Here is an 11,846-nt window from a genome sequence, read left to right as displayed (position 1 = left end):
GGGAAAATATCTTTAGCTAGACTGATTGCGTCTAGAAAGTAACTCTATTATCAGCTGAAGACAACTCCTTAAATCTAGATAAAAAATGAGCTTGGATATTATTTCCAAACTCATTTTAATTCAATTAAACTATTAGAACAATCCTAGAACGGTTCCATCGCTTTCAACATCCATATTAAGAGCAGCTGGACGTTTTGGAAGACCTGGCATGGTCATGACATCACCAGTTAGGGCAACGATGAAGCCTGCACCCAATTTTGGTACCAATTCACGAATGGTAATTTCAAAGTTTTCTGGTGCTCCAAGTGCATTTGGATTATCAGAGAAACTGTACTGAGTTTTCGCCATACAGATTGGCAATTTGTCCCAACCATTCTGAACGATTTGAGCAATTTGCGTTTGAGCTTTCTTCTCAAAGTTCACTTTGCTACCACGGTAGATTTCAATAACAATCTTTTCAATCTTTTCTTGAACAGAAAGATCGTTGTCATAAAGACGAGTATAGTTGGCTGGATTTTCAGAGATTGTCTTGACAAGTGTATCGGCAAGTGCTACACCACCTTCTGCCCCATCAGCCCAGACACTTGCTAGTTCAACTGGCACATCAATAGAAGCACAAAGTTCTTTCAAGGCTGCAATTTCAGCTTCTGTATCAGTGACAAATTCATTAATCGCAACAACTGCTGGAATACCAAACTTACGAATATTTTCAACGTGGCGTTTCAAGTTAGCAAAACCTGCACGAACCGCTTCAACATTTTCCTCTGTCAAAGCATCTTTAGCCACACCACCATTCATCTTAAGGGCACGGAGGGTTGCAACGATAACTACCGCATCTGGAGAAGTTGGCAAGTTTGGTGTCTTGATATCAAGGAATTTCTCAGCGCCAAGGTCTGCACCAAAACCAGCTTCAGTAACAGTGTAATCAGCCAAGCGAAGGGCTGTGCTTGTTGCCAAAACAGAGTTACATCCATGAGCAATGTTGGCAAATGGACCACCATGTACAAAGGCAGGTGTACCATAAATTGTCTGAACCAAGTTCGGTTTAATGGCATCCTTCAAGATCAAAGCCAAGGCACCTTCAACCTTCAAATCACCTACAGAAACAGGGGTACGGTCGTAACGATATCCGATAACGATATTCGCCAAACGGCGTTTCAAGTCCTCGATGTCCGTCGCCAAGCACAAAATCGCCATGATTTCAGAAGCAACTGTAATATCAAAACCATCCTCACGTGGAATACCATTTAGAGGGCCACCAAGTCCAACGGTCACATGACGAAGTGCGCGGTCATTCAAGTCCACTACACGTTTCCAAAGAATACGACGTTGGTCAATTCCAAGATCATTCCCTTGGTGCAAGTGATTGTCAATTAAAGCAGAAAGGGCGTTGTTGGCAGTTGTAATGGCATGCATATCTCCAGTAAAGTGGAGGTTGATGTCTTCCATTGGCAACACTTGGGCATAACCACCACCAGCAGCACCACCTTTAATCCCCATTACTGGACCAAGTGACGGTTCGCGAATGGCAATCATGGTTTTCTTGCCGATTTTGTTTAAGGCATCTGCAAGACCAATAGTAATGGTTGACTTCCCTTCACCAGCAGGTGTTGGGTTGATGGCAGTAACCAAGATCAATTTCCCAACTGGATTGCTCTCAACTGCTCGAATTTTATCAAAGCTGAGCTTAGCCTTGTACTTTCCATACAACTCCAAATCATCGTAAGAAATCCCAAGTTTCTCCACAACATCCACGATTGGCTTCAACTCAATACTCTGTGCGATTTCAATATCTGTTTTCATAGCAAACTCCTCTAACCTCTAATATGATAACTCATTATAACACAAAAAAAGTTTTTTCACATACAAAAAGCTTAGTAAAGTTTATAAACATCAAGTTTTAAGTCCAATTTTAGTCATCTTTTCTACTTTTTATAAGTTTTTATAGCCAAAAACTATAATCTTGCAGGAAAATTAGATAAAAAAACAAACGCTTTCTTTTGATTCTATTTTATTTTTTGGTACAATAGTCCTATGAAAATTTTAGTTACGTCAGGCGGTACAAGTGAAGCAATCGATAGCGTCCGCTCTATCACGAATCACTCGACTGGTCGCTTGGGGAAAATCATCACCGAAACCCTACTTGCTACTGGTCATGAGGTTTGTCTGATTACGACTCCTAGTGCTCTTAAGCCAGAACCTCATCCCCATCTAACCATTCTAGAAATCAAAAATACGAATGATCTTCTTTTAGAAATGAAAGAGTGTGTTCAAGATTATCAGGTCTTGATTCATTCGATGGCAGTTTCTGACTACACTCCTGTTTATATGACTGGACTAGATGAAGTTAAGACGAGTTCTAATCTGGAAGAATTATTAGATAAGAAAAATAAAGAAGCTAAGATTTCTTCAACTGATGAGGTGCAGGTTTTATTTTTGAAAAAAACACCCAAAATCATCTCTCTAGTCAAAGAGTGGAATCCTTCTATTCATTTGATTGGTTTCAAACTGTTGGTTGATGTTACTGAAGATCATCTTATTGAAGTTGCAAGACAGAGTCTTGTCAAGAACCAGGCTAACATAATCATCGCAAATGACCTGACTCAAATCTCAGCATATCAGCATCGGGCAATCTTTGTTGAGAAAGATCGTCTTCAAACCGTTCAAACCAAAGAAGAAATAGCAGAACTTCTCCTTGAGAAAATTCATGCTTACGATTCATAGAAAGGAAAGCCATGGCAAACATTCTAATCGCAGTGACAGGTTCCATTGCCTCCTATAAAGCAGCTGATTTAGTCAGTTCTTTGAAAAAACAAGGCCATGATGTCACTGTCTTAATGACCGAAGCGGCAAGAGAGTTTATCCAGCCTTTGACACTACAGGTACTCTCACAAAATCCAGTTCACCTTGATGTCATGCAGGAACCCTATCCTGATCAAGTCAATCATATCGAAAGAGGAAAAGAAACAGACCTTTTTATCGTTGTCCCTGCTACTGCTAATACCATTGCCAAACTTGCGCACGGTTTTGCGGATAATATGGTGACCAGTACGGCTCTTGCCCTACCGAGTCACATCCCTAAACTCTTAGCTCCAGCCATGAATACAAAGATGTATGACCATCCGGCAACTCAGACAAACCTTAAAACTTTAGAAACATATGGTTACAAGCTTATCTCTCCAAAAGAATCCTTACTTGCTTGTGGAGACTACGGAAGGGGAGCTTTGGCAGACCTGGATATTATTTTAGAAAGAATAAAGGAAACACTCAATGAAAAAACGCTCTAATATTGCCCCGATTGCTATCTTTTTTGCGACCATGTTGGTCATTCACTTTCTGAGCTCACTCTTATTTAATCTATTCCCATTCCCAATTAAACCAACTATCGTGCATATTCCTGTTATTATTGCAAGTATTATTTACGGCCCACGAGTTGGTGTTACACTCGGTTTCTTGATGGGGCTACTCAGCTTGACGGTTAACACGATTACAATCCTTCCAACCAGCTACCTCTTCTCTCCATTCGTACCGAACGGAAACATCTATTCTGCGATTATCGCTATTGTCCCTCGCGTTTTGATTGGTCTGACACCTTATCTAGTTTATAAACTATTGAAAAACAGAACGGGTCTCATCATTGCCGGAGCTCTTGGTTCACTTACAAATACAGTCTTTGTACTTGGGGGAATCTTCTTCCTTTTTGGAAATGTCTTCGATGGAAATATCCAAAAACTCCTTGCAACTGTTATTTCAACCAACTCAATTGCTGAGCTTGTCATCTCTGCAGTTCTAACAGTAGCAATTGTCCCACGTTTACAAACCTTGAAAAAATAAAACAACTCCACTTTCGTAATGAAAGTGGAGTTTTCATATTTAATGCATGAGAATAATCAAAAGAATGTGAACACCGAGTCTCACTACATGATGCGAAAGAGGAGTTGGTTCTTGGTTTCTCTGACTATCCAAGTATATACTTACCGACAATAAAATCAAACCCAAAGTAATCATCATATTGACAAAATGAACAATTTCTAACATGATTCCTATAACTTCCATATAGTAAAATCCTACTAAGGGATTAAAGACAAGTGAAAGAGCCAAAACACCTGCTAATAGAGAGATTAACGAAAGGACCAATAAACTATAAACTAGGAAGCGAGTCCAACCTGAGACTACTTTCCCTTCTTTTTTCTGCTTTGACATCATCACGATTACCACGATTAGGTAAACAAAAAGTATCATCACAATTTCTCCTCAGTTCCTATTATTCTTTACCACATTTTAACCAAATATGTCTTAAAAATCAATATTGAACCTTGACTTGGCTGACTATTTATTGTACTATACTTATGTATATACAGATAAATGGAGGTTCTTATGGATATACGAAAAAAAACGCAGTTTATGACCATGACTGCCCTACTCACTGCAATAGCGATTTTGATTCCAATCATTATGCCTTTTAAAATCGTTATCCCACCAGCTTCTTACACCTTGGGAAGTCATATCCCCATCTTTATCGCCATGTTTCTTTCGCCTTTGATGGCTGCTTTTGTGATTATTGCTTCTAGTCTTGGCTTCCTGATGGCAGGCTATCCCATGGTTATCGTCCTGCGCGCCTTCTCTCACATCGTTTTTGGTACTTTGGGGGCTTTGTACTTAAAGAAATTCCCTGAAACCTTGGATAAACCGAAGACATCTTGGATTTTTAACTTTGTTTTGGGTGTTGTTCATGCTATCGCTGAAGTAATAGCTTGTATCATCTTCTATGCTACTTCAGGGACAAATATTGAAAATATGTTTTATGTTCTCTTTGTCCTAGTTGGTTTTGGTACAATTATCCATAGTATGGTAGACTATACATTAGCACTAGCTGTCTTTAAAGTGCTTCGAAAACGTCGCTAAAAGGAAAAACTATGACAAAGGATCGCAAACAAGCTCTTCTCAAACTCTTAAAAGAGGCACCAAAAGCACTCAATGGCCAAACCTTGGCTGAACACTTTCATGTTACGCGCCAAGTCATTGTACAGGATATCGCTATTCTCCGAGCTGATGGGGCTCCTATCCTATCCACCAATCGAGGCTATATCTACAAAGAAAATGATGCCAGCCCCTACGTTCACAAACTATTTAAGGTCAAACATGAGATGGAAGAAATCGGTCAAGAACTTCTAGCTATTGTAGATAATGGCGGACGTGTTCAGAATACTTTGATTGACCATCCTGTTTATGGAGAAATTGAGACCCTACTCAAACTCACCTGTCGTCGAGATGTCCAACATTTTTTAGAGCAAGTCGAGAACTCTGACTTTAGACCACTTTCTGAATTGACAGATGGCACCCATTACCACCTTGTTGAAGCCGAAACACAACAAGACCTCCACTATATCGAGGAGGCCTTGGATAAACTTGGTTATTTAGTAAAAGACTAGAAGGTTTTCTTCTCCCAGCCGTCCTCTGTACGGTGGCGATAGAAGAACTCAGACTTGTCAGATGCTTCCATCATTTCCATCAAAGGCAACATATCATAGGCCAGTTCCAAGTTTGGAATCTGGTCTTTTTGTACCCAAGATACTTCTTCAAATCAAAAAAGTTGAGACCTTTTTATATAGAAGCAACTGTATCATGCTCTAAAGACTATCCGCTTGATTTTATATCGAAAAGCTTCTCCGTAATTTTTCACACTTTCGTTCCCTTAATTTTACTTTCGAGCGATAAACATACCATATTCTTTAGGAATGATCAACATACCATTATTAAACTCACTTTCCAATCTTTTACGTATTATTTCCTCTTCTAACGAACCTATTTCTGAAATTCCTTTAAAGGATTGGATGTATTTAACTAGGTCATCTATACTAGTTACCTGTAACTCATCATCATAGAGCAATATATCGACAGAGTTAAAGTACCTACTTAGGTAACTTTTGCCATTTTGTAAAGTAAACGTTTTATTTTCCAAATCTTGATTAACCTCATCTTTAAATAAGCCTGCCAAATAATCTACAACTCCATTTTCACCAAATGTAGCACAGTAAAAAATTCCGCCTGTTTTTAAGACTCTATTCACCTCAGAGAGCGCTTTATGAATATCATTTACGTGATGTAGAAGCATATTTGCAATAACAATATCAAACGTTTCATTCTCAAAAGAAATCTTTTGAATATCCATTATTTCATAGTCGACATTGTCTCTATTTCCAATCACTGACTTCGTTGTTTTCACCATATCTTTAGAAAAATCTGTAATAAACAACTGCTTCATTTTATCTATAGAACCACTGTTACTTTTCCACAGTTCTCCTGTACCACATCCCAATTCTAGAACCTTTACTTCATTAGTGATTTGGTAGTTGGAAAATATCCAATTGTTAAATCCTAATTTATTTTTTGAATACTTCTTATGTATGTTTACTCTAATATCAAGATTATCTTGTTTTGCATATTGTTCAATTACTTTATCATCCATTTTCTGGTACTTCCTTTCACATTTTAAGATTATACCATAAAATAAAACAATCTCCGATTTCAGAATGGAAGGTGGAGATTGTTCAAAATATAGATAGAAAAGAATAATAAGAAACTTAGAAGTATTCAGTTGACTTACACCGCCATACTTAGCCTATATTTCAGTACCTACCTTTAAAGAATAACACCTACCAACTAATCATAGAACTAAAAAATTTCTTTCTCCCAGCCGTCCTCTGTACGATGTCGGTAGAAAAATTCAGACTTGTCAGGTGCTTCCATCATTTCCATCAAAGGCAGCATATCATAGGCCAGTTCCAAGTTTGGAATCTGGTCTTTTTGCACCCAAGATACTTCTCCTTCCTCTGAGGATTGGAGACTTCCAGTAAACTCTGTCGCCTTATAACAAAACACGATGTAGCGCCCACCTGTATCTAAGGGCCAGTTTTTAATGCCGACTAGTTGGGGATTCTGAATCGTTAGACCTGTTTCTTCATAAATCTCACGAATGACAGACTCGGCAAAGGCCTCGCCGTTCTCAACATGACCTCCTGGAAAGGCATAGCCAGACCAGCGATTGTTTTCGGGTGAACGATACTGCATCACCACGCGCTGGGTTTCGAGGTCTTCAATCAGACAGATGTTGGTTAAAATGGTTGCTTGCGCACGGGACATAGATTTGCTCGCTTTCTAAGTTGTTATATGCCTTTTTCGAACTTGATATCAGATTTCATGATGAATGGATTAATCAACTCGTGATGTTCATAAGTAGTACGAGCCAAAAAACCTCTAGAAATGATGATTTCTTTATCTTGTATATGATAGTCTATATTGATAGGGATGACTAAATCCGACATAATAGACAAAGCAAAAAATGCTGCAAACCAAAGATAAAGTGCCAACAATCCACTAAATAATTGAAAAATAAGGTGGTACCATTGAAAATCTCTTGTTCTATAAAAGATTCTCCAGGGATGAATTAAGAAGGTCAAACAAAGAATGAAAAACCAACTATTCCACAAAATTGGAGTAAAGGATAGACCAAAAACTAACAACACCAAATGAAGAACCATAAAAGTCAGCAAAGCCAAATAGAGTGTTTTAAATGAAAATAACTTAATTCGATTTTCTTTTGTCATGATTTTTCCTCTTTTTGTCCTTATATTTCAAAATCACCATCAATATCACTGGAATGATGAAAAAGATTAGATAGGTAGCAATTGGAAGCCAGATGTAGCGATAATCAACAGATAATAGGGAAGGAATTTTTTTAACATTTCTCCCTTTCACCCCAACAAGTAAGTGGAGAAGAAAAATAGGTCCATTTATGTATAGAAAAGGTTGTAAAAATCCTTGTACTGAAGTCTTTTCACTAAAACCATCTCTAAAAATACCTTGATAGAGTGTGTACACCAAAAAGACAAAATTCATAATAATTGGCAAGACATAGGACATTTCCTGATATGGTTTCGGGATAAGTGTTGTCCCAAACAACACATACATAATACCAAAAATAGAAAATAATATTATGCCACCATCCATAAAAGAAGCAAGCTTTGGATGCCTTCCCATCCACAATTGGACGTGAGCTATCAAAGAATCCTTTTTATGGATTTTTCTCATTTTGATCTTCTGCTGTTTGATCTTCTTTGGTTTCTTAATCTTTCGTTCCATTTACGCCTCCTTCTTCTCTTTTCTATCCGTATAACCAAAAGCAGAATGCCCAGCCCTAAGAAAAAGAAAAAGAGATAACTTACAATAGGAGCCCAGACATAGGCCGGATCCATAGAAATTATAGGGGGGAAATTCGTTGACTTACGACGTCCTAGCCAATTCAGACCCACCAAGAGATGAAAGGGAAAAAGAAGACCATTGAACCCAATAAATCCCCATGAAAAGTAACGCCATTTCTGAAGTTTATCACTACTAAAACGAAAGACAAGGAAATAGGTTGATAAGAGCAGAAGGAAAAGATTAAAGCTTAAGGGAGAAAGATAGTTTAAGTTTGGGAATGGAGAACCAATGAAAGAGGCAGCAAGAAATGATACAAACAAAGATCCGAATAACACACTCGTATCCAGGAGTTGACCAATCCTTCGGTGCCTTTCCATCCAAAGATAAATCATCTTAGTCCAAGAAGGCTTTTCTTTTGTCTTGTACTTCATTTGTCTACTCATCTTCATTTTCATCTACTCCTTTTTTGAAGCTTTAGAGAGAAAGAAGATTGCCAAAGTTAACATCAAGACCAGAAGGTAGACGACAATAGGAAACCAGATATAGGAAGACTCCAGTGAAAACAAAGGTGAGAGAACAACTCTTCCTCTTTTTCTCACACCAATCAGTTGAAAAATGAAGCTAAGGACATTGATATAAATAAAGGGTTCACAGAATTTTTTAAGAGTCCTTTCTTTTTCAGTTTTCACTGACAAAAAGAGAGCATAAAGCCTATTACCCAAGATAAAAAGATTCAATTGTAAGGGAAATAAGAGCTCTCTGTACCGAAAATCAGCTGGAATGCTTTTGTTCTGTGATGTTGTGAATTCTATAACTAGGAACAAGATGATATAAAAGACAATATCAAGCATAAATTTGATAAATCGATGCCCTTGTAACCAAAAACGAACAGAATCTAACCCTGATGATTTCTTATAATTCGCCTCTTTTACTTTCATAATAACTTCTCTCTATTTAAAAATATTATCTAAAACGTAATCATTTGTTGATTTTGCAATCTGAAAACAAATCACAACTGTTCTTGCATTTAACTCTCAAATTCTGATGATTTCTTATATACCATTCTAATTTCAGTGAACGGTTTTCCAAGTTCAAGTATTTTTTCTTGACCATCAAGAGTAAAACCCATTTTTTGATAAAAAGCAATGGCTCGCTTATTCTCTTTTAATACCCATAAGAATATTTCAGAGAACTGTTCAAGAGTCGTCAGAGCTTCCTTCATTAACTTCTGAGCAATACCTTTTCCATAATAGTCTTTTAAAACATATAAGGCAATAATTTCGCCAGCTTGAATAGCCACATCACGAAAGTTTCCATAACTGATAAAACCAACTACCTTCATGCCATCCATCGCAATCAATGTATTTTCTGGATATTTTTGACTAAAGAATCGACATCTTTCTAATGTCATTGTCTCCTGAAATTCTGCAGGTAAAAGGTCGTCATAAGCCTCTCTCCACGTCTGCCAATGAACGAGGGACTTACCTTCTATCTCTTCAGGAGTTTCCATCTGCTTGATAGTAAGATCCATTTATTTTTCTCCTTCACTACCCCAACGCCTTGACTTCCAACATCATATCCCGAATTTGTGCTGCCAGTTCAAAGTCAAGCACTTCGACGGCTTCTTGCATTTGTTTTTCGAGTTTTTTGACGAGTTCTTTGCGTTCTTGTTTGTTGAGGCTGTTGATATCGACTTCCTTATCCTCTTCTTTAGCAACTGCCTTGGTCACGGCAATCAAGTCACGGATTTCTTTCTTAATTGTTTGAGGTACGATACCATGCTCTTCATTATAAGCTATCTGGATTTTCCGACGACGGGCCGTCTCATCAATAGCACGTTGCATAGACTGAGTCATTGTGTCCGCATACATGATGACATGGCCCTCACTATTACGGGCAGCACGACCAATAGTCTGGATGAGGCCACGCTCGTTACGAAGGAAACCTTCCTTGTCAGCATCCAGAATGGCTACCAAGCTTACCTCAGGAACGTCAATCCCTTCACGGAGCAGGTTGATTCCGACCAAGACATCAAAAACACCCAAGCGTAGGTCACGGATAATCTCCGTTCGTTCCAAGGTCTTAATATCCGAGTGCATGTACTTGACCTTGATGCCCATTTCTTTGAAGTAGTCGGTCAAGTCTTCTGCCATCTTCTTGGTCAAGGTTGTGATAAAGGTACGTTCATTCTTTTCAACACGGGCATTGATTTCACCTAAGAGGTCATCAATCTGTCCCATAGTTGGACGGACTTCCACTTCGGGGTCTAGAAGCCCTGTTGGACGAATGATTTGCTCAATCACTGTCTCGGTCTGTTCATTTTCATAGTCACCTGGTGTTGCTGAAACGTATACAATCTGATGCACATGGCTTTCAAACTCCTCACGACGAAGAGGACGATTATCCAATGCAGACGGCAAGCGGAAACCATAATTGACCAACATTTCCTTACGCGAACGGTCTCCATTGTACATCCCCTTAATCTGCCCCATGGTCATGTGGCTCTCGTCAATCATGATTAAGAAATCATCTGGGAAGAAGTCCAGTAAGGTATAAGGCGGCTCTCCTTCACTCCGACCATCCATGTGGCGTGAATAGTTCTCAACCCCATTTGTATAACCCATCTCACGTAACATCTCAATATCATACTCTGTCCGCTGTTTCAAACGCTGGGCTTCTAGCAATTTACCTTCCTTTTCAAAGATAGCTAACTGCTCCTCCAACTCCGCCTGAATTTTGGCAATCGCAACTTCCATATGATCGTCATTGGTCACAAAGTGAGTCGCAGGAAAAATCGCCAAATGATCCACTTCTCCCAATACCTGACCTGTCAGCGCCTCAACTTCTCGGATACGGTCAATTTCATCTCCAAAGAACTCTACTCGAAAAGCGTGTTCATCACGGGAAGCTGGGAAAATCTCCACCACATCCCCGCGAACGCGAAATCTCCCCCGTTGAAAATCAATATCATTGCGTTCAAACTGAATATCGACCAAGTCATTCAAGAGTTTATCACGAGAAATCTCCAGACCTGGACGCAAACTCACGACGCTATCAGAATATTCCTTAGGCGAACCCAAACCATAGATACAAGAGACAGAAGCCACAACGATGACATCATTACGCTCCAGAAGGGCTGAAGTCGCTGAGTGACGGAGCTTGTCAATCTCGTCATTGACTGAACTGTCCTTCTCGATATAGGTATCGCTAGAAGGAACATAGGCTTCTGGCTGGTAATAATCATAGTAGGATACGAAGTACTCAACAGCATTTTCAGGGAAAAATTCCTTGAATTCTCCATAGAGCTGGCCTGCAAGAGTCTTGTTATGAGCAATGACCAGAGTTGGTTTATTGACTTTGGAAATGACCTGACTCATGGTATAGGTTTTCCCTGTACCCGTCGCCCCCATCAGAATCTGAGCCTTCTCTCCACCCTCGATATTATCGACCAACTGCTCAATCGCTTGGGGTTGATCTCCTGATGGTTGGTATTTTGATACTAACTTAAATGTATTATCTGTAATTCGATTTATCATAATTGCCTCGTCTGCATTTTTCTATCCTTCTATTTTACCATAAATTCCACTAGATTCTTTATCTCTGAATTTATCAGAGTTATAAATTCATGTTATATCTTCTTACAT

Annotated in this window: 14 protein-coding genes and 1 pseudogene; 5 read left to right on the top strand and 10 right to left on the bottom strand. The window is 38.9% G+C overall.

Going from position 1 to position 11,846, the window contains the following annotated elements; genetic code table 11:
* Positions 1-132: 132 nt before the first annotated feature.
* Positions 133-1,803, bottom strand: a complete 1,671-nt coding sequence (locus tag ACVC7S_RS03480) for a formate--tetrahydrofolate ligase (RefSeq protein WP_447266196.1) — start codon at positions 1,801-1,803, stop codon at positions 133-135.
* A gap of 231 nt (positions 1,804-2,034) precedes the next feature.
* Between ACVC7S_RS03480 and coaB the strand changes: the two genes are divergently transcribed.
* Genes coaB through ACVC7S_RS03465 form a run of 3 tightly spaced genes read left to right on the top strand, consistent with a single transcriptional unit; the run spans position 2,035 to position 3,834 of the window.
* A complete protein-coding gene (gene coaB, locus ACVC7S_RS03475; protein ID WP_096407044.1) occupies positions 2,035-2,724 on the top strand; it encodes a phosphopantothenate--cysteine ligase in 690 nt (229 codons plus the stop codon).
* Positions 2,725-2,735: 11 nt separating this feature from the next.
* Positions 2,736-3,287, top strand: a complete 552-nt coding sequence (coaC, locus tag ACVC7S_RS03470) for a phosphopantothenoylcysteine decarboxylase (RefSeq protein ID WP_096407041.1) — start codon at positions 2,736-2,738, stop codon at positions 3,285-3,287.
* Complete coding sequence (locus ACVC7S_RS03465; protein ID WP_096407038.1) at positions 3,271-3,834, top strand: ECF transporter S component; 564 nt, start codon at positions 3,271-3,273, stop codon at positions 3,832-3,834. Before coaC ends, ACVC7S_RS03465 begins: the two co-directional genes overlap by 17 nt.
* Positions 3,835-3,873: 39 nt before the next feature.
* On the opposite strand, the gene ACVC7S_RS03460 is transcribed toward ACVC7S_RS03465, so the two are convergent.
* The gene (locus tag ACVC7S_RS03460) at positions 3,874-4,242 is read right to left on the bottom strand and encodes a hypothetical protein (RefSeq protein WP_096407036.1); all 369 of its coding nucleotides are present in this window, start codon (positions 4,240-4,242) and stop codon (positions 3,874-3,876) included.
* Positions 4,243-4,377: 135 nt separating this feature from the next.
* Between ACVC7S_RS03460 and ACVC7S_RS03455 the strand changes: the two genes are divergently transcribed.
* Complete coding sequence (locus ACVC7S_RS03455; protein ID WP_447266195.1) at positions 4,378-4,905, top strand: ECF transporter S component; 528 nt, start codon at positions 4,378-4,380, stop codon at positions 4,903-4,905.
* A gap of 11 nt (positions 4,906-4,916) precedes the next feature.
* Positions 4,917-5,432, top strand: a complete 516-nt coding sequence (locus tag ACVC7S_RS03450; protein ID WP_447266194.1) for a 3H domain-containing protein — start codon at positions 4,917-4,919, stop codon at positions 5,430-5,432.
* On the opposite strand, the pseudogene ACVC7S_RS03445 reads toward ACVC7S_RS03450, so the two are convergent.
* From ACVC7S_RS03445 to uvrB, 8 genes and pseudogenes are all read right to left on the bottom strand, one after another.
* Positions 5,429-5,578 (bottom strand): annotated as a pseudogene (locus tag ACVC7S_RS03445) (8-oxo-dGTP diphosphatase); the annotation flags it as partial. The gene ACVC7S_RS03450 and the pseudogene ACVC7S_RS03445 overlap by 4 nt on opposite strands.
* A gap of 123 nt (positions 5,579-5,701) precedes the next feature.
* Positions 5,702-6,469 carry a class I SAM-dependent methyltransferase gene (locus ACVC7S_RS03440; protein ID WP_447266193.1) on the bottom strand — a complete coding sequence of 256 codons (768 nt, stop codon included), beginning with the start codon at positions 6,467-6,469 and terminating at the stop codon, positions 5,702-5,704.
* Between the two features lie 206 nt (positions 6,470-6,675).
* Positions 6,676-7,143, bottom strand: a complete 468-nt coding sequence (locus ACVC7S_RS03435; protein ID WP_447266192.1) for an NUDIX domain-containing protein — start codon at positions 7,141-7,143, stop codon at positions 6,676-6,678.
* Between the two features lie 23 nt (positions 7,144-7,166).
* Positions 7,167-7,607, bottom strand: a complete 441-nt coding sequence (locus ACVC7S_RS03430) for a hypothetical protein (protein ID WP_447266191.1) — start codon at positions 7,605-7,607, stop codon at positions 7,167-7,169.
* Positions 7,585-8,142 (bottom strand): hypothetical protein, encoded by a 558-nt coding sequence (locus ACVC7S_RS03425; RefSeq protein WP_447266190.1) that lies wholly within the window; start codon positions 8,140-8,142, stop codon positions 7,585-7,587. Before ACVC7S_RS03425 ends, ACVC7S_RS03430 begins: the two co-directional genes overlap by 23 nt.
* Before the next feature lie 515 nt (positions 8,143-8,657).
* Complete coding sequence (locus tag ACVC7S_RS03420; RefSeq protein WP_447266189.1) at positions 8,658-9,140, bottom strand: hypothetical protein; 483 nt, start codon at positions 9,138-9,140, stop codon at positions 8,658-8,660.
* An 89-nt stretch (positions 9,141-9,229) separates the two neighbouring features.
* Positions 9,230-9,733 (bottom strand): GNAT family N-acetyltransferase, encoded by a 504-nt coding sequence (locus tag ACVC7S_RS03415; RefSeq protein WP_061407106.1) that lies wholly within the window; start codon positions 9,731-9,733, stop codon positions 9,230-9,232.
* 16 nt (positions 9,734-9,749) lie between these two features.
* A complete protein-coding gene (gene uvrB, locus ACVC7S_RS03410; protein WP_447266188.1) occupies positions 9,750-11,738 on the bottom strand; it encodes an excinuclease ABC subunit UvrB in 1,989 nt (662 codons plus the stop codon).
* Positions 11,739-11,846 lie beyond the last annotated feature (108 nt).

The sequence above is a fragment of the Streptococcus sp. Z556 genome (assembly GCF_053010225.1).
This window is presented reverse-complemented; position numbering and strand designations above follow the sequence as displayed.

Excerpts from the sequence above, each read along its gene's own strand:
- ACVC7S_RS03450 (WP_447266194.1), top strand. The coding sequence starts at position 4,917 with ATGACAAAGGATCGCAAACAAGCTCTTCTCAAACTCTTAAAAGAGGCA.
- ACVC7S_RS03460 (WP_096407036.1), bottom strand. The coding sequence starts at position 4,242 with ATGATACTTTTTGTTTACCTAATCGTGGTAATCGTGATGATGTCAAAG.
- coaB (WP_096407044.1), top strand. The coding sequence starts at position 2,035 with ATGAAAATTTTAGTTACGTCAGGCGGTACAAGTGAAGCAATCGATAGC.
- ACVC7S_RS03440 (WP_447266193.1), bottom strand. The coding sequence starts at position 6,469 with ATGGATGATAAAGTAATTGAACAATATGCAAAACAAGATAATCTTGAT.
- ACVC7S_RS03480 (WP_447266196.1), bottom strand. The coding sequence starts at position 1,803 with ATGAAAACAGATATTGAAATCGCACAGAGTATTGAGTTGAAGCCAATC.
- ACVC7S_RS03415 (WP_061407106.1), bottom strand. The coding sequence starts at position 9,733 with ATGGATCTTACTATCAAGCAGATGGAAACTCCTGAAGAGATAGAAGGT.
- ACVC7S_RS03435 (WP_447266192.1), bottom strand. The coding sequence starts at position 7,143 with ATGTCCCGTGCGCAAGCAACCATTTTAACCAACATCTGTCTGATTGAA.
- uvrB (WP_447266188.1), bottom strand. The coding sequence starts at position 11,738 with ATGATAAATCGAATTACAGATAATACATTTAAGTTAGTATCAAAATAC.
- ACVC7S_RS03425 (WP_447266190.1), bottom strand. The coding sequence starts at position 8,142 with ATGGAACGAAAGATTAAGAAACCAAAGAAGATCAAACAGCAGAAGATC.
- ACVC7S_RS03455 (WP_447266195.1), top strand. The coding sequence starts at position 4,378 with ATGGATATACGAAAAAAAACGCAGTTTATGACCATGACTGCCCTACTC.
- coaC (WP_096407041.1), top strand. The coding sequence starts at position 2,736 with ATGGCAAACATTCTAATCGCAGTGACAGGTTCCATTGCCTCCTATAAA.
- ACVC7S_RS03465 (WP_096407038.1), top strand. The coding sequence starts at position 3,271 with ATGAAAAAACGCTCTAATATTGCCCCGATTGCTATCTTTTTTGCGACC.
- ACVC7S_RS03430 (WP_447266191.1), bottom strand. The coding sequence starts at position 7,607 with ATGACAAAAGAAAATCGAATTAAGTTATTTTCATTTAAAACACTCTAT.
- ACVC7S_RS03420 (WP_447266189.1), bottom strand. The coding sequence starts at position 9,140 with ATGAAAGTAAAAGAGGCGAATTATAAGAAATCATCAGGGTTAGATTCT.